Below are 17093 nucleotides of genomic sequence, written 5' to 3'. Positions count from 1 at the left end.
CATATGGCTTTTGATCAATCTGGTTTGCAAATTCTGGCGAACTACTGTGTGGCGGCGGCGGAGAGCATGGCGCATACGCTGGTACGCACTGCGCACTCTACCTTTGTAAAAGAGACGGAAGATTTCTCCTGTGCGCTGCTGACACCCGAAGGTCTTGCTTTTGCCTCGCCGAAAACGCTGGGCGCCACCTGGTATATCGGTCTGGATTACGGCCCGGTCCTCGGCATGATTGATGACTACCGACCGGGCGATGTGGCGATGACTAATGATGCCTACAGCGGCAATGTGGCGACCCACAGCCCGGATATGGTGATGTGGAAACCTGTATTTTGGCAGGAAAAGCTGGTGTGCTTTGTCGGCGGTCATATTCACAATACCGATGTCGGCGGCGCCGTGCCGGCCTCACTCTCGCGCACCCTGACGGAAATCCATCAAGAGGGGATCCGTCTTCCCCCTACGAAAATTGTGCGAGAGGGTGTCCTTGACGAGTCGCTGCTCACATTAATAAAAACCAACGTACGCGCGCCAGAGCAGAACATGGGCGATCTGCATGCCCAGCTGGCCATGCTGGCTAACGGCGAGAAGCGCGTACATGAAATGATTGCGCACTTTGGCGTAGAGGATTTTCAGCAGGGCATGGTTGCGCTGCTCGATTATGCGGCGCAACAGGCGGAGCGCATTCTGGAAAGCGTGCCGGATGGCGAATATTTTTTCGCGGAGTATGCCGACGAAGACAGTGTGAACGGTAAACCGATGCGGGTAGCGATGACGCTGAAGATTCGCGGCGGTAGAGCCATCCTGGATTACACCGGCAGCGATCCGCAGCTACTTTCGTCACTGAATATGCCGACCGGTGGCATGACGCGTCACGCGCTGGCGCTGGTGGGATACCACTACGTCCTCTATACGCTTAATCCTGATATTTTGCTGAATGCCGGGCTGGACCGCGTCGTGGAGTGCGTGTTACCCCAAGGTAGCGTGATGAATGCGGTTTACCCCGCTGCGGTGGGTATGCGCAGCCTTACCTGTAAACTGACGCACGTGCTGACCTTCGGCGCCTTTTCGCAGGCGGTACCCGATCGACTGCCCGCCTGTGCCGCTTGTGGGCTGGCGATCCTTAACGTCAAGACCACAAGCGCTGCTGGTCGCGCCGTTATCGCTTCGATCGGCCCGGTAGGCGGCGGGGCTGGCGGGATGCCCTTTGGCGACGGGGAGGAGGGGTCTGGTGCCAACGTGGCCTTTTTGCGTAACACGCCTGTGGAAATTAATGAGGCTGAAGTGCCCATCCGTATCACCCGTTATTGTCTGGTGCCAGATTCGGGTGGGGCAGGCACGTATCGCGGCGGCTCGGGCCTGATGATGGAGTTTCAGGTCTTTGCGCCGGACACCACCGTTACCGCGCGCAACCGAGACCGCACGCATTTCGCGTCCTGGGGCGTGCTGGGCGGCAAAGCGGGCAGCACCGCGATCTTTATTAAAAACCCCGACACGCCGTCGCCGGAGCTTCTTGGCAACAGCGATGTGATCCGCTGTCAGGCGGGAGATGTTATTCGTCTGACCGGCGCTGGAGGCGGCGGCTATGGCTCGCCGCTGGCACGCGCTCCCGAAGCGGTGTTAAGCGATGTCAGAAGCGGCTACGTTTCAGCCGCGCGCGCCGAACAGGATTATGGCGTTGTGATACGCAACGGCGAGCTGGACTACGGTGCCACGCAAACAATGCGCGAGCGGTTAGCCGTTAATGCGGCACCGGCTGCTCACTTTGATTATGGTTCATGGCGCACTCGCTTCGAGCAGAGCTGGACGCGGGAGCGTTATCAAGCCCTGACGGACATTCTTTCGCACGTGCCGGTCATCTGGCGCTTTCATATCAAACATCGCCTGTTTGACGCGCTTGCTGCGGCCGAGTCCGAAAGCAACCTCTCCGAGCAGGGCGGAGAGCTGATTTATCGTTTGTACGAAAGCATAAGAAGTGAATATCAGGCCTTCCTGCAGTAAAACGTATACTCAGCGACCGACCGGGAAAGGTGCTGGAGGAGCGCTACCGCCGATACCCCGGTAGGGATGCCTTGAATAAGCCGCATAAAAAGAAAAGGGTACGCGGAACAGATCGCTGAGATTAATAAGGGGCCGTCTGAATGGCCCCTTAACAGATGGGGTGTAAAACGCAGACGGCGCCGTAAAGGGCTGGAGACTGAGCGGCTTCCGCTTCTGCACCCGAATACGCCGAGCCTGATCCAGCCGATGGATATTGTCATGGATGCACTCGCCCGTGGCCGCTGGATCACGTGTCTGACCTGCCAGTATTAAACATAATTATTCGGACTGTTAATAACCCTGCGCTAGCTGCGACAAGCAGACCTCGCCTTCACTTAACGCTTTGAAGAAAAATTCCTTTCAATAAGCATGGCTTCATGGAAAACATGAGTAAATAGCTTACCTTTATTTATGGATGGGAAGCGATGGTGGCTTTTCTGATGCTCGCTAAATCTGCTCCATAATTTTATGCGCCGCATCAAACGCCTTCTCAGCAAAATGCAGAACCGCCGCATCCGACTTTATTACAGCCAATAAACTGGCCATAAGAGAATCTTTCTTTATAGATGAAGATCAGGCACCTGATGCCTGTGGTGGCACGTTGATAGACAAGTCAGATGGTTTAAATTTGTAACTATTAAAATTAATTTTTATGAAGAAAAGACATCCTTCAACTATTTACACGATTCATTAACACTGAGTAGTGATTTAATTTTTCCGCGCTGCATGCTTTATCTGACCTCAGGATTCATACCTGCGCGTAACATATAAATAATATTTACGTGATGCATATTTCTGCCTGTGACACGTCGAACTGAACAAAAAAACGCCGATCGTGCACCCGATTGCAAAAATCGTTGCAATCGGGTGCATGTGTCAAACATAATTGCAACATCATAAAAACAGGGTTATTCATTATCATCTACGTTGTTCATCTTTGCTTAGGAATTTATTTTCAGTTAGCTTTCACGTTCGTTGCTGGGATTTCCGTTTTTTTCGTACGCAGGTGTTATGAGTAAACCACACACAAAATTACATAAAGTCACGGCAAGTGACGTTGCACGCCTTGCTGGGGTATCGAAGTGGACCGTATCTCGTGCTTTTACGCCAGGTGCATCGATCTCAGAACAAGCCCGTGAAAAAGTGTTAAAGATTGCGGAGAAGCTGGGCTATCGCCCTAATTTGCTGGCCCGTAGTCTTTCTCAGAAAAAAACACAGATTATTGGTGTGGTAATCGACGAGCTGAAAAATCCGCACTCAATGTTAATGCTGGATACCGTCACCCATCAGCTGCAACAGCGTGGATATATGGCATTACTGCTCAACATTGGTAGTGGTGATAACTACAGCTCGGTGATGTTACTGGCCGATCAGTTGCAAATCGATGGTTTGCTATTCCTTGGCACAGTGTTAACCGATGATCTTGTCAGGGTGGCAAAAGAAACGCATAAGGTTCCCTTAGTACAGGTGTGCCGTAACAATGATGAGCCTGACATCGATGTGGTGAATATTGATGGTTTGCGGGCGGGTAAAAAACTCGGTGAACTTTTGCTGGCGCAGGGATGTACTCGCATTGGTTACATGATGGGTCCGGAAACCAGCTCTCATCATACTCAGCGGCTGGACGGCTTAAAGCTGGCGCTCAATGAGGCGGGACTGGATTTGGATGTGTTGCTCTGTACCGGCGTTTATTCGCGGGAGCGTAGTTATGAGGTGATGAGTGAGTATCTCAACACCCAGGCGCCCCATCTGCTCATGGATGCGCTGTTTTGCGAAAACGATATTCTGGCGCTTGGCGCACTGGCAGCCCTACGCGATCGTGCGAGCGATCACGTTATATCTGTGGTGGGCTTCGATGATATTGAGGAAGCCAGTTTACCAACCTGGCAGCTGACAACCTTTAGTCAGCGTATTGACTTGATAATTACTGAAGCCCTGAATCGACTGATTGATGGAAAGGCCACCCCTGATGGCGTCTGGTCTCAGGGAGAATTGCGTATCAGGCGTTCTCACCTGAGGCTTTTTGATGAAAAACAGGGGACGCATAAGAAATGATTAATCCTGCGTCATTGAGTGGGTGAGTAGTCAGCAGCCGTTTATATTTAAATCATAAAAGAAAAATAATTATTAGTTAAATAATACAGAGCGTGTCGGTAAGGAGCGCGTTCATGATCGGATTTTAATAGCTGAAAACTTCAGCCAAAGGAATCGTGCGCCAATAAAAGGCGCACGTGCACTTTATTCAATACCTTCTGAAAAATAAATAATAACGAACGCGGATTCGTCATGCATACCTGCGTGCTATTTAGCACAGGGTTTGTAACGTCTGAATACCCGGAACGTCATGCTCTGTGAATATTAACACGCCACATCCATCAGATGATGGAATGATTTAGGGAAAGAAGTATGAACCGAAGAGAAGCGCTCTTTTCACTCAGCGGTATTGTCGCGTCACTTGCCGTGGCACCACAACTGCGTGCCAGAGAGCTGCACAATGTGCCGCCTGAAACCAAACTCAGTGCCGACCATCTGCCACAACCCGCGTGGCAAAACGGTTACCAGGTACTCACCAGTCCGCTGGATCGTCAGAATCTGCAAGCCATTTTTGATCGTTTGATCCCTGCCGATAAATTGGGCCCGTCAGCAAGTGAAGCGGGCTGTATTGAGTTCCTCGATAACCAGCTAGCCGGTGATTACGGTTCAGGTGCAGCGCTCTATTTGCAAGCGCCGCTACATCCGGAAAATGAAGAGAAAATTATGGGAAGCCCGCAATTTCTCTCTGCGCCTAAAGAACGCTATTTAACCGGTTTACAGGCGCTTGAAAGCTGGTCGCAAAGGACTCATCGGTCCTCATTTCACGCGTTAACTGCTGAGCAGATCGATGATTTCCTCACGAAAATGGAAGACGGCAAAATTGATTTGGGCGCAGGGGTTAATAGCCAGGCCTTTTTTGAATTAATGCTGCAAAACGTGCGTGAAGGATATCTGGCTGATCCGATTTATGGGGGTAATAAAAACATGGCGGGATGGAAAATGATCGGTTTTCCTGGCGCGCGCTATGACTATCGCCCTTATATCGAACGCCGTAATGAAAACCTGGCGCTTATACCTGTCAGTCTGATCCCCAACGATTAATTAGACGGAGCTGAGTCAATGTCATTAGTAAGAAACAAGGCTGACGTCGTTATCGTTGGTATGGGTTGGGCTGGTTCGGTCATGGCGGAAGAGTTAACACGCGCCGGGCTGAATGTCGTTGGTATTGAGCGTGGCGCGTGGCGTGACACCTCCACCGATTTCCCGGTGGCGATTGATCCCGATGAACTACGTTTCCATACGCGCCGCAAAATTCTGCAGCCGATGAGTGTGGAAACGACCACTTTCCGCAACCGCAGCGACCAACTTGCCGCACCTGTGCGCAACTGGTCCGCCTATCAATTTGGCTGGAACGTGGGGGGCGCAGGTACACACTGGGCAGGAATGTCATGGCGTTTCACGCCGTGGGATTTTGAAGTCGCGACGCAGACGCGTGAACGTTACGGCGCGAAGCGCATGGCCGGCTTGCAGTTGCAAGACTGGGGCGTGACCTACGACGAAATGGAACCGTTCTACGATCGCTTCGAGCGCATTGCTGGAACCTCGGGTTACGCCGGTAACCTTAACGGTGAAAAACGCGCGGGAGGCAACGTCTTTGAAGGCGCACGTCGACGTGACTATCCCACGCCGCCGCTGAAAGATACGCACTGGATGAGCAAGTACCGCAAAACCACCGAGAACATGGGTTATCACCCTTTCACCGTGCCCGCCGGTAATCTGTCTCAGGCGTATGTCAATCCGCTGGGCGTCAGCATGGGGCCTTGTACTTATTGCGGTTTCTGTGATTTTCACGGCTGCGGTAACTTCTCCAAATCGTCTCCGCAGGCATGTATTCTGCCGGTGCTGATGCGCCGTCCAAACTTCACGCTGCTGACCGAGACAGAAGTCCTGCATGCAGTGAAACATGCAGATGGCAAAACGGTAAAAGGCGTGAAGTTTATTACGCAGGATGGCGTAGAAGGCTTCCAGCCTGCCGACATCGTCTGTATCACCGCCTACCAGATGGATAACGTGCGCTTAATGCTGCTTTCAGGTGTGGGTGAGAAATACGATCCGCTCACCGGTCGTGGCACAGTCGGTCGCAACTACAGCTACCAGACCTGTTCGAGCGTGACGGGTTTCTTCGATAACGAATACATGAATCCGTTTATTGGTGGTGGGGCATTAGCCGTGCAGATCGATGATTTTAACGGTGATAATTTCGATCACAGCGACCTCGATTTCATTGGCGGAGCGGGCATTATGGGCTTCTCGACCAATGGTCGTCCGATTCAGAACATGAACAGTCTGCGTCCCGGTACTAAACGCTGGGGAAGCGAATGGAAAGCGGGTTATGCGCGTGATTACCAGACGGCGGGTACCATCTTCTGCCAGGGCACTTCAATGCCGATGCGCGAAGCCTATCTCGATCTCGATCCTAACTACAAAGACCGCCACGGTCAGCCGCTGCTGCGCCTGACATTTGACTGGAATCAAAATGACAAGCGCATGGCGAAATATGTGACCGATCGCGCCATCACTATCATGAAAGAAGTAGGCGGACAGCATCTGGTGGTCGACAACCAGGCAGAAAAGAGCTGGAACCCCTACATGCAGCACAGTTCACACACCATAGGCGGCGCGGTGATGGGGGCGGATCCCAGTACCTCTGCGCTCAATCCCTATCTGCAAAGCTGGGATGCGCACAACCTGTTTGTGGTCGGCGCTTCAGCCTTCCCTAACAATGGTGGCTATAACCCAACGGTAACCGTGGGAGCGCTGGCGGTGCGTGCCGCGCAAGCTATCCACCAGAAGTACATCCATAATCCGGCACCGCTGGTGGGAGCATAATCATGGCGAAGGCAAAGAAACTGACCTATACCCTCGCCGCGTTAGCCGTAGTCGCGGCCATTGGCGTAACCGGCAGAATGTGGATGGTGATGGACAGCGCACGCTCGCATGTGGCGGATGATAAGGTCAGACTGGCCGATTTCCACAGCAATGATGCAGATGCCATCAAGCGTGGCGAATATGTTATGCGCCTGGCGGACTGTGCTGCGTGCCACAATCCCGATTTCTCGGGCGGCTACAAGATCGATACGCCGTTTGGTGCGTTGCAAACCTCTAACATTTCGCCTGATCCTGAAACCGGTATCGGTAACATGACCGAACGCGACTTCTTCAATGCGGTCCGCCAGGGACGTGGCCAACACGGTTTCCTCTACCCGGCGATGCCTTACACCGCTTATACGCAGATGAGCGATGCAGACATGCACGATCTCTGGGCCTATTTCTCCACGCAGAAGCCGGTGAAAAAGGCCGTCGACGAAAATGCGGGCATGAACTTTCCCTATAATATTCGTCTGGCGATGGCAGGCTGGAATCTGTTGTTCTTTGATAATAAAGCCTTTGAACCGCAGAGCGGGCAGAACGACGTCTGGAATCGCGGCAAATATATCGTTGACGGACCAGCGCACTGTAGCGTTTGCCACACCGCGCGTAATGCACTGGGTGGAGAGATCAGCAGCCACTATCTGCAGGGCGGCAAGCTGGGCACGTGGTACGCACCGGATATCTCGCCAAATCCCCATGCGGGCATTGGTCAGTGGAGCGATGAACAGATTACGGATTATCTGAAAACCGGCTCCAACGGTGAAAGCGTCGCTGCAGGACCGATGGCAGAAGCCGTTGAACACTCGACGCAGTATTTCAACGATCAGGATCTCAAAGCCATCGCCACCTATCTGCGTAGCCTGCCTGCCTCCGCCACGGCTAAACCCGTTGCGTTCGTGATGGATAAAGCACGTCACGATCAGGCGGCACTGCGCTATGAAGTGGACTGCTCTGCCTGTCACGGCTTGTCAGGAGAAGGTATCACCGGCATGGTGCCAGCCTTTGCCGGTAATACCGCGATGCAGAACGATCCTACCAATATGATCCATGCTTTGCTGCAAGGTGCTCGCGCGCCATATACCGAAGGGCGTCCAACGTCTGCCGGTATGCCTGCATTCTCCTGGAAGCTGAACGATCAGGAGATGGCTGATGTACTCAACTACGTCCGCAATTCATGGGGTAATAAAGCCGCGGAGGTCAAAGCAAGCGACGTCACTATGCTACGAAAAGCTACCGAAGCAGGTGATAAGCTGAAAGCGCCTGCGATTAAGTAATCAGTCTCTGTGGGCAGCCATGCGGCTGCCCAGTTAATGCCCGGCACACTGTGTCATTCCCCTTACCGAAGCGGTTGCTATTTGCATCGCTTTCTCCGCATCAGTGCTCTTCAATTTTCCTCCCGCTTCACAATGCGGCTTTCTGCCAACAGGGTTGCCATATTTTCTGACTGCGCGGAATACACCAGGAACGCTGAATCATCAGGTGGGTGGGATTCATTTAAGTTAAGCCTGCTAAATTCGGTATGACTCCTGCTGTAAAATAACGCATCGAAACGTAACTGCGTTGTCGTTAATTGATACCGCGTTAAGCTGCATAGCAGATATTGCTGTTTTTCAATTTTTAAGATTAAAACGCAGGTAATGGCAAAAAACTGCTTAATTAAACCACGATGAAGGGTTGAATTTTAGACAAATCCAAAAGTGTGACAAGGATCAAATTTAAAATTTTGACGTTTTACAAAAAACAATATTCTTCATTTATCAAAGTCAGTGAAATGAATTTATGATTATTAATCAATAAGTTATTATTTATTATAAAGCAATAATGATGACTACGTACTTAAAATCACGTGTAAGAATAGCGGCATAGTTATTTAAGCCACCCGACCACTGGTCTCTGTTCAGGCTTGTTGCGATAAGCCTGCAGAATAACGTTTTCCTCAATCAAGGAACCCTCTATGATGTTGGTGACTTTATCTGGAGGCGATGATGCAAAATAATCGCCGCTGTAATGCCCGCTATGTTTATTCGCTGTGCTGTATCGCCACGCTAGGTGGCGTAATGTTCGGCTATTCCACCGGCGTAATCTCGGGCACCGTAGATTCCATTCAGGCTCATTTCCAGCTCGATCCGTCACAAACCGGCTGGGTAGTATCCAGCATTTTCGTTGGCTGCATCATTGGATCTTTAGCGGCGGGAAAACTGGCGGAAAAGCTAGGGCGAAAGCCCGTGCTGATGCTGGCGACGATTGCTTTTGCGCTTTCTGCTGTCGGTTCAACCTTTGCGGACTCTTTTACGCTTTTCTCTGCGGCGCGCATTGTCGCGGGTTTAGGCATCGGTCTCGCCGGAACCGTGGCCCCCATGTATATGGGTGAAATTGCTCCGGCCAGCATTCGCGGTAAAGCCTCGGGAATATTCAACCTTTCACTGGTAGGGTCACAAACGCTGGTATTCCTGGTTAACTACCTGATTGGCCGTGGCATGTCTGAGGCCTGGCTGATTGATGAGGGCTGGCGCTGGATGATGGGGGCGCAGTTTGTGCCGGTAGCAATGATGCTGTTCTGTACCCTTATCCTGCCGGAATCGCCGCAGTGGTGTATCAACCATCAGCAGGGTGAACGAGCGCTACGTGTGCTTGAAAAAATCTACCCCGATCTCAACAAAGAAGAAGCCCGGCAGATCATCTCCGTGCGCAGCGAATCGAAAAACGCCGGGAAAGGCAGCGGCTCGCTGCGGTATATCTGGCAAATGCCGGTACTGCGCTACGCACTTATTGTGGGCTGTACTATTGCCGTCCTGCAGCAACTCACGGGGGCCAGCATTGTGATGTATTATGCCCCTCTGATCCTCAACACGGGCGAGATGGCCAAAGATACGCTGCTGTTCCAGACTATTTTTATCGGTCTGCTCAACGCGATGGGGGCGTTTATCGCCATGAATCTTTATGACCGCTTTGGGCGTTTACCGGTCATGAAGCTGGGCACCGTCGGCGCAATCATCGCTCTGCTGCTGCTCTCATGGAGTATGTACACTCGGCAGAGCGGATACCTTGCCATTATATCGGCCCTGCTGTTTATGATGATGTTCGCCATCAGCTGGGGGGCAGGATGCTGGGTGCTGATTTCAGAAATCTTCCCACCACGGATCAAAAGCTATGCGATGGGGCTGGCGGTGAGTTTAATGTGGATCTTCAACTTCCTGGTCACGCAGTTTTTCCCGGTTCTGAATGAAATCCCGGCGTTACAACAGGCATTTCACGGCGCATTCTCTTTCTGGATTTTCGCCGCCATCAATCTGTTCTGCCTGATATTCCTGCTGCGCTTCGTACCGGAAACGCGAGGTGTCGCGCTGGATGATATAGAGCAGCTGCTGGCCAGCCGTATGAACCCTGTCAGCGCTTCCTCAACTGTCCCGATGGCATCGACAGCTACCAACAATATGGAAGGTAAATCATGATTAAGGCCCTGCACGGCATCTCTACGCATTATTGCAACGTGGTCACGGAAACCCGCATTGCGGCTGAAACTGGCTATGATGGACTGGAGTTTTTGCACTATAAGCTGTTGCGCTATCTTGATAATGGCGGCACTACTGCGGCGCTTAATAAGCTGGTCAAGGGTTATGGTTTGCAAACATCTTGCCTGAATGCGCTGATTGATATTGAGCGACATCAGGAGGGTGAAAAGCAGCAGTTACTGGCTGAAGCAACGCGCTTAACGCAGATTGCCGCCGATCTGGAGTGTCCGACCATCCAGATCCTCGCCCAGCACGGCATTGATCATCTCCCGGAATCGCAGATCCTCGATATCATGACCGAAAACATTTCAGAGATCGCCACTATCGGTCAGCGCTATGGCGTGCGCTATCAGATAGAGGTAATTGCTCATACAAAATTCAATACGCTGAACCAGGCGCTGGAAGTGATCCGCCGCATTGATAAGCCTAACGTGGGCGTCGTCATTGATTTCTGGCATCTCTTTGCCACCGGGCAAACTACGCCGGATGATATTCGTCAGCTCGATCCTTCTCTGATATTTGGCGTGCACTTCTGCGACGGCCGCAAGCCTAATCCCGGTGAAGCGTGGGAGGAAACAGTGCTACGGGCGTATATGCCAGGCGAAGGCGATATTGATGTTCAGGCATGGACTGATGCCGTTAAAGCTACCGGTTTTGATGGCGTTTGGTCCGCTGAGCTATTTAGTCCGGCTCGCTGGGAAATGGATCATGCAGAACTGGCAAAACAGGTTATTGATAACATGAATCATTATATTAAGTGATTAGCATTAATTTGAGTTGTCCTGCATCCCTATTCCGCTAACCTTTTAGCCAGCCTTATTTATGGCTGGCTAAAATTTTATATCGGTGAAGCTTTAGCTATTAAGCCTGCTCTGTTTGCGTCCTGACATTACACATGCAAACGGAACCGGTAAATCATCCATGGCGCTTTGGTGGCGTCTTTGCCGCCGTTATTACTGCTGGTTAATTCCATCTGCGGAGCAGGGACATAGACCCAGCCTTTCTCAATGACCAGAGCGTCAGGAGAGAGTAAACGATCGTCCTGAATCAATACTTCTTTTTTGCCGTCAGGCCTCAGAACATCAACCGATCGGTTTTCAACGTTAGAAAGATAAATATTGCCCAGCGCATCTATTGCTGAGCCACCTGTTGAGGGAATATCTGCCACTTTTTGGATCTGGCGCTCCAGCGTAGCGTCGTCCAGAGATGCATCCCGCAGCGCCGCAGTGCTTACGCGATAAAGGGGCCCGGTAGGGGTGGCAAAATAGAGCCACATGCCGTCTGCTGAAACCTCGATAACATCGCTGTGAACGGCTGGACGGGTTCCGCTTTTATCCTGCAATACTCTCCCCCTGAATCCTTTCTGATCCAGGTCGTCGGGCTTGCGCAATAGCGTCGATTTCGACAGCCTGCGCAGCGTGCGGCCATTCTGCAAATCATGAATAATGATACCGCCGAGGCCGGAATCGGTGACGTAAATAAAATGCTGGTGTATACGCAAATCGTTTGGCGCGCCGCCTTGCGGCAGGGCCTGTTCATCAAAACGTATTAGCTGTTGCTGTTCGCCACTGTGAATATCAAAAGCGACCAGCTTTGCTGCGCCTTTGGCCGCTTTTTCTCCCTGTGGCGCACCCTGGTCAACCACCCACAAGAGATTGTCTGCAAATATATGGCAGGCATTGACGTTAACCAGACTATTAAGCCCATCCTCACCAGGCTGCCATTTATTCCACTGATTACCTGGAAACGGAACTGGACCCGATTTTGTCACGCGCGCCAGGGCAGGAGATGCAATATGTCCCTGTAAGCGGGGGAAATTAAGGAAATAATCGTCGTTTGATGAAACAGCTATTCCATTCGCCAGCCAGGGAGAGGTTGCTACCACTTCTAAACCGGGTTTCAGCAGAGCATCGGCAGCGGCAATCGCGGACTTTGCCATACACATTGCCGCTACTCCGCCGACAATAAATTCACGTCTTTGCACAGGCTCTCCTTATTTAATTTGCGAGCTTCAGCCTTTCAACTCAATGTGTTGCGTCCTTTGTCTGGTTTTTTAAAACAGAACTGAACCTCTCTTAAGCACGTTTAAGTCTGGCATAAATGTGATATTTGTCACATGCATAGCCACTTCTTATGACTGTGCCACACTCATTATGTGCGTGCGGCAGGCGCATAAATAAAGGCGCTTAATACCACTGAATAAGCAAAGGCCTTCACTGAACGGATCTTATGATTTAAGGGGAGAGAGGCATGCAGTCTATACCATTATGGGTTCAGGCCGGGTTCTGGGGGTTTGTTTCAGGTTTTGCACTGGTTATCGGGGCGGCAGTGGCTTATTTTATTGCAGTTCCGCAACGTATGATTGCCAGCATTATGGCTTTTGGCAGTGGGGTACTGATTTCCGCTCTGTCATTTGAATTAATGGATGAAGCATATAAAACCGGTGGGTTTGACTCTACCGCAGCTGGCTTCATAGGGGGCGCGGCAGTATACACGCTGGCCAGCTATATAGTTGCAAAGCGGGGAGGACGACACCGCAAACGTTCAGGCGGTAAGCAGCCCTCTGAGCAGGAGCAGGATGGCAGCGGAATGGCGATCGCGGTCGGGGCTTTGCTGGACGGCATCCCGGAATCAATAGTGATTGGTCTCTCTATGCTTCATGGCGGAGCCGTGAGCGTGGTTGCAGTCATTGCCATTTTTCTTTCAAACATACCCGAAGGGCTCTCCAGCGCGGCTGGCATGAAGAAAGCGGGGCGCTCAGCGCGTTATATTTTTGGCGTATGGGCAGGAATTGCCGTTATATCAGGCTTCGCCGCGCTGGCAGGTTATACCGTTTTCCAGGGTTTTTCAGCCGACGTGGTGGCTGCTACCACAGCCGTCGCAGCCGGAGCTATTCTTGCCATGCTGGTAGATACGATGATCCCTGAAGCCTTTGAAGTGACCCATGACTATGCCGGGCTCATTACCGTCTGCGGTTTCCTTGCCGCCTTCATTCTCAGTAAGCTGGGCGGCTGAACAGACCACAGACAGAGAAGAGACCGCAGGGGCTGAAGTCATAGCCGTATCGACGGCTGGTGAATAAATCAGTTTTATCGGTATGGCTCCAGCCTGTCACTCAGAAAATGTCATATCTGTATGAACTCCATACAGAGGCATCAGCTCTTACAGGGGCGTTTTTTTACGAGCCTACAGCCGCTTTCTGCTTTGCCTTTCGAAGCCCGTAGCCTTCCTGCATGCTTCTTGCTTAAAAGGCATGACGCTTGCCACAGGCTTTTGAACGGATTCGGCATCTTACAGGTGCTTAAAGTTCGTTTAATCATTGTTATGTTAAATTGCGCATGATGGATGAAGAAAACCGGCCGATTAAAGCAAAAGTAACGGGCGTAACGTCGATGACAAATCAGGAAAGAAACGCCGGTCATTGCCGGCGTTAACATAAAAATCATTGGGACCGAAACGTAAGCCCCTACTGATGCGGCTGGCCGGTATTTGGCTCGTTCTCCTTGTTCGGATCTTTTCTCTCAACGGTAGAGATATTCTTACGTAGCTTTTGAACCTGTTCTGCCGTCACCGCTGGCGCCTGGTTGCCCCAGCTTTCACGCACAAAGGTCAGCAGATCAGCCACCTGCTGATCATCCAGACGCCAGGCGAAATCCGGCATAGTCAGACCGGTCACGGCCTCTTTTGTCACCGCCATTTTGCCGCCACGCAGCACAATACTGATTAGCGAAGCAGGATCGTCGCTCAGCACCGCGCTATTATGCGCCAGCGCCGGGAACGTCTTCGCATAGCCTTTGCCATCGATGCGGTGGCAGGCTGAGCAATTATCCATATACTCCTGCGCGCCGCGATGGCTCATATCGCCTTTTATCAGCGCTGCCGTGGTGTTATCGTCCGCAGCTGGCGTGGCTGAATCCGCTCTGGCCGCTTTCAGCGACTTCAGATAGGTAGCCATCGCTTTCAGATCGGCATCGCTAAGATGCTGAGTGCTGTGTTCAATCACATCCGTCATTGAGCCGAAAGCGGCAGTGGTATCGGTACGCCCGGTTCGCAGGAAGGTGACGATCTCTGCCGGCTGCCAGTTGCCGAGGCCACTTTTCAGGCTGCCGGTAAGGTCCGGCGCGTGCCATCCTTCCAGCGTGCCGCCAGTAAGATAAGCGGCCTCTTTTTGATCCAGCGCCTTCTCCTGGAAAGCGATACCGCGCGGAGTATGGCAGGTGCCGCAGTGCTCAAGCCCCTGCACCAGATAAGCGCCACGGTTCCATTCAGCGCTCTGCCCACTGTCTGGCTGAAATACCTTATCGTCATGAAAAACGATATTCCAGGCTGCCAGCGGCCAGCGCATGTTGAGCGGCCAGGGAATATCGCTGTCGCGGTTGGCCTGCCTGACGGGCTTAACTTCCCGCATAAAGTAGTCATACAGCGCGTGCATATCTGCGTCATTGATTTTGGCAAAAGCGGTATAGGGCATTGCCGGATAAAGATGATGACCATCTTTCGCTATCCCCTCACGCAGTGCTTTAGCAAAGTCAGCATAACTGTATTCGCCGATTCCGGTGGCTTTATCGGGCGTAATATTGGTGCTGTAAATCGCCCCCACCGGTGTCGACATCTTCAGCCCGCCGCTGAAAGGTTCTGCTCCTGCTGCCGTATGACAGGCAACACAGTCCCCAGCCGTTGCCAGATATTCTCCTTTGCTGACGTTACCGTTGCTGTCTGCTGCATGGCTGACAAGAGGTAACAGGGTCAGGGATAACAAAGGGATCAATTTTTTTAAACGCATGTTCATTATCTTCCCTCCTTGTTATGCCTGAACCAAAGGTCCGGGGTTGGCCAGATACCGTGTACGAATCGCGTGCGCGGCGAAAAGCGCCGTCGCGCCTACGATGCCGGTCGGGTTGTACGCCAGGTTCTGCGGGAAACAGCAGGCGCCTAACACGAACAGATTAGGTACATCCCAGCTCTGCAGGTACTTGTTCACCACGCTGTTTTTGGGGTTGTCGCCCATCACGGCGCCGCCAGTCGTGTGGGTGGACTGATAGGGACGCACATCGTAATGCGCTTTCATGCTTTTGAAGCCCATTTCGTAAGACTTCGGCCCAATCTGCTTGGTAATTTCTTCTGCCTTAGTGCCGACAAAATGCGTCATCTTCAGCTCATTTTCCTGCCAGTCGAATGTCATGCGCAGCAGGGGCTGGCCGTGAAGATCTTTATAGGTTGGATCGAGATCGAGATAGCACTGTTTGTAAGGCATCACAGAGCCTGAGGAGCCGACGTTCATGGTGTGCAGATAAGCGTCTTTGATGGCCTGTTTCCAGCCGGAACCCCACTTAGGCGCATGAGCAGAAATGCCCAGCTGCTGAATCGGACGCCCGCCGGTAATGGTGGCAGAGATCGTCGCGCCGCCAACGAAACCCAGCGCAGAGTGGTCGAAGTTTTCGGCGTTAAAATTGTCGATAAACATCCCGGTGGCGCCCGTCGCGGCAAAGGGGTTAAACCGCGTCTCGTTGTCAAAGAAGAGTTTCACCCCGCCGTTCATCTGATAAGCATAATTACGGCCCACGACGCCTTCGCCTGTGACAGGGTTGTAAGGCTTGCCGATTTGCGAAAGCAGCAACAGCCGCACGTTATGTAACTGGAAGGCGCTTAGTACGACCAGGCTGGCGGGCTGCTCGACCTCCTGGCCGTTAGCATCAATATAAGTCACACCTGTGGCTTGCTTTCCGGTTGAGTCGGTATTGACCCGTAAGACATGCGCCTGTGTGCGTAGCTCAAAGTTTTTGTACTGATAGAGCGCCGGCAGTACGCAGGACTGCGGGGAGGCTTTGGAGTAGTTGTAACAGCCGAAGCGTTCGCAAAAACCGCAGTAGTTACAAACACCTAACTGCACGCCGTAGGGGTTGGTATAAGGTTCGGAACAGTTGGCTGCTGGCACCGGAAAGGGATCATATCCCAGCTCTTTAGCCGCTTTGCTGAACAGAATGCCTGAATATTGCTGCTTGAGCGCTCTGGTGGGATAAGGGTTGTTTCGCGGTGCCTCGAATGGATTCCCCCCTTCGACTTTTTCGCCGTTGAGATTTCCGGCCTGACCCGCGGTGCCGCATATTTTTTCGAACTTATCGAAATAAGGCTCCATCTCTTCATAAGTAAAGGGGTAATCCTGCACGGTCATATCGGCAGGAATGAAATCCGCGCCGTACTTTTCAATCACAGTGCTGCGCATTTTGAGGTCCGCTTCCAGCGGCCGCCATAACATGCCGTTCCAGTGTACGCCCGCTCCGCCTACCCCATCTCCGGGTAGAAAAGAACCAAAGCGGCGATATGGCAAAGCCGTTTCGCTGGAGGTGTGGCGTACGGTAACGGTTTCTTTAGAGGCGTTCTGAAACAGCTTGAGGCGTACGCCATAGGTCAGTTCATCAACGATGCGCGGATAGGCAAAATCAGGATACGTATCGCGCTGTTCACCGCGCTCCAGCGCAAGAATTTTTAGTCCCGTATCGGCAAGCTCCATCGCCATCAGCGAGCCTGTCCAGCCAAAGCCGACGATAACCACATCAACCGGATCTTTTTTGATCGCCATGA

Annotated in this window: 11 protein-coding genes and 1 pseudogene; 9 read left to right on the top strand and 3 right to left on the bottom strand. The window is 52.1% G+C overall.

The window, feature by feature from the left end:
- The first annotated feature begins 3 nt into the window (after positions 1-3).
- The 8 genes and pseudogenes from D7S44_RS16760 to D7S44_RS16725 all read left to right on the top strand — a co-directional run bounded on the left by D7S44_RS16760 (position 4) and on the right by D7S44_RS16725 (position 11272).
- Positions 4-1995: a hydantoinase B/oxoprolinase family protein gene (locus tag D7S44_RS16760; RefSeq protein WP_120456753.1), complete on the top strand. Its 1992-nt coding sequence runs from the start codon at positions 4-6 to the stop codon at positions 1993-1995.
- Between the two features lie 147 nt (positions 1996-2142).
- Positions 2143-2298, top strand: a pseudogene (locus D7S44_RS16755) (IS3 family transposase); the annotation flags it as partial.
- Between the two features lie 747 nt (positions 2299-3045).
- Positions 3046-4089, top strand: coding sequence for a LacI family DNA-binding transcriptional regulator (locus D7S44_RS16750; protein ID WP_120456751.1), 1044 nt, complete (start codon positions 3046-3048; stop codon positions 4087-4089).
- A gap of 351 nt (positions 4090-4440) precedes the next feature.
- On the top strand, positions 4441-5169 hold the full coding sequence (locus tag D7S44_RS16745; protein ID WP_120456750.1) for a gluconate 2-dehydrogenase subunit 3 family protein: 729 nt from the start codon (positions 4441-4443) through the stop codon (positions 5167-5169).
- 18 nt (positions 5170-5187) lie between these two features.
- Positions 5188-6957, top strand: coding sequence for a GMC family oxidoreductase (locus D7S44_RS16740; RefSeq protein ID WP_120456748.1), 1770 nt, complete (start codon positions 5188-5190; stop codon positions 6955-6957).
- Positions 6958-6959: 2 nt separating this feature from the next.
- Positions 6960-8273, top strand: a complete 1314-nt coding sequence (locus D7S44_RS16735) for a cytochrome c (protein ID WP_120456746.1) — start codon at positions 6960-6962, stop codon at positions 8271-8273.
- Positions 8274-8984: 711 nt separating this feature from the next.
- Positions 8985-10451 (top strand): sugar porter family MFS transporter, encoded by a 1467-nt coding sequence (locus D7S44_RS16730; protein WP_120456744.1) that lies wholly within the window; start codon positions 8985-8987, stop codon positions 10449-10451.
- The gene (locus D7S44_RS16725) at positions 10448-11272 is read left to right on the top strand and encodes a sugar phosphate isomerase/epimerase family protein (RefSeq protein WP_120456742.1); all 825 of its coding nucleotides are present in this window, start codon (positions 10448-10450) and stop codon (positions 11270-11272) included. The genes D7S44_RS16730 and D7S44_RS16725 overlap by 4 nt, the downstream gene beginning before the upstream one ends.
- Before the next feature lie 128 nt (positions 11273-11400).
- On the opposite strand, the gene D7S44_RS16720 is transcribed toward D7S44_RS16725, so the two are convergent.
- Positions 11401-12495: an SMP-30/gluconolactonase/LRE family protein gene (locus D7S44_RS16720; protein ID WP_126689455.1), complete on the bottom strand. Its 1095-nt coding sequence runs from the start codon at positions 12493-12495 to the stop codon at positions 11401-11403.
- A gap of 266 nt (positions 12496-12761) precedes the next feature.
- On the opposite strand from D7S44_RS16720, the gene D7S44_RS16715 reads away from it, so the two are divergent.
- Entirely contained in the window at positions 12762-13526 is a 765-nt protein-coding gene (locus tag D7S44_RS16715) for a ZIP family metal transporter (protein WP_120456739.1), read from the top strand.
- A 451-nt stretch (positions 13527-13977) separates the two neighbouring features.
- Here D7S44_RS16715 and D7S44_RS16710 read toward each other — a convergent pair whose 3' ends face one another.
- Both D7S44_RS16710 and D7S44_RS16705 read right to left on the bottom strand, forming a co-directional pair.
- Entirely contained in the window at positions 13978-15294 is a 1317-nt protein-coding gene (locus D7S44_RS16710; protein ID WP_371315513.1) for a c-type cytochrome, read from the bottom strand.
- A gap of 21 nt (positions 15295-15315) precedes the next feature.
- On the bottom strand, positions 15316-17091 hold the full coding sequence (locus D7S44_RS16705; protein WP_120456736.1) for a GMC family oxidoreductase: 1776 nt from the start codon (positions 17089-17091) through the stop codon (positions 15316-15318).
- Positions 17092-17093: the final 2 nt, after the last annotated feature.

It is taken from the genome of Pantoea piersonii (assembly GCF_003612015.1).
In the GTDB taxonomy this organism is placed as follows: domain Bacteria; phylum Pseudomonadota; class Gammaproteobacteria; order Enterobacterales; family Enterobacteriaceae; genus Pantoea; species Pantoea piersonii.
Note: the sequence above shows the minus strand (reverse complement) of the source record. Positions and strands in the feature narration are given on the sequence as shown.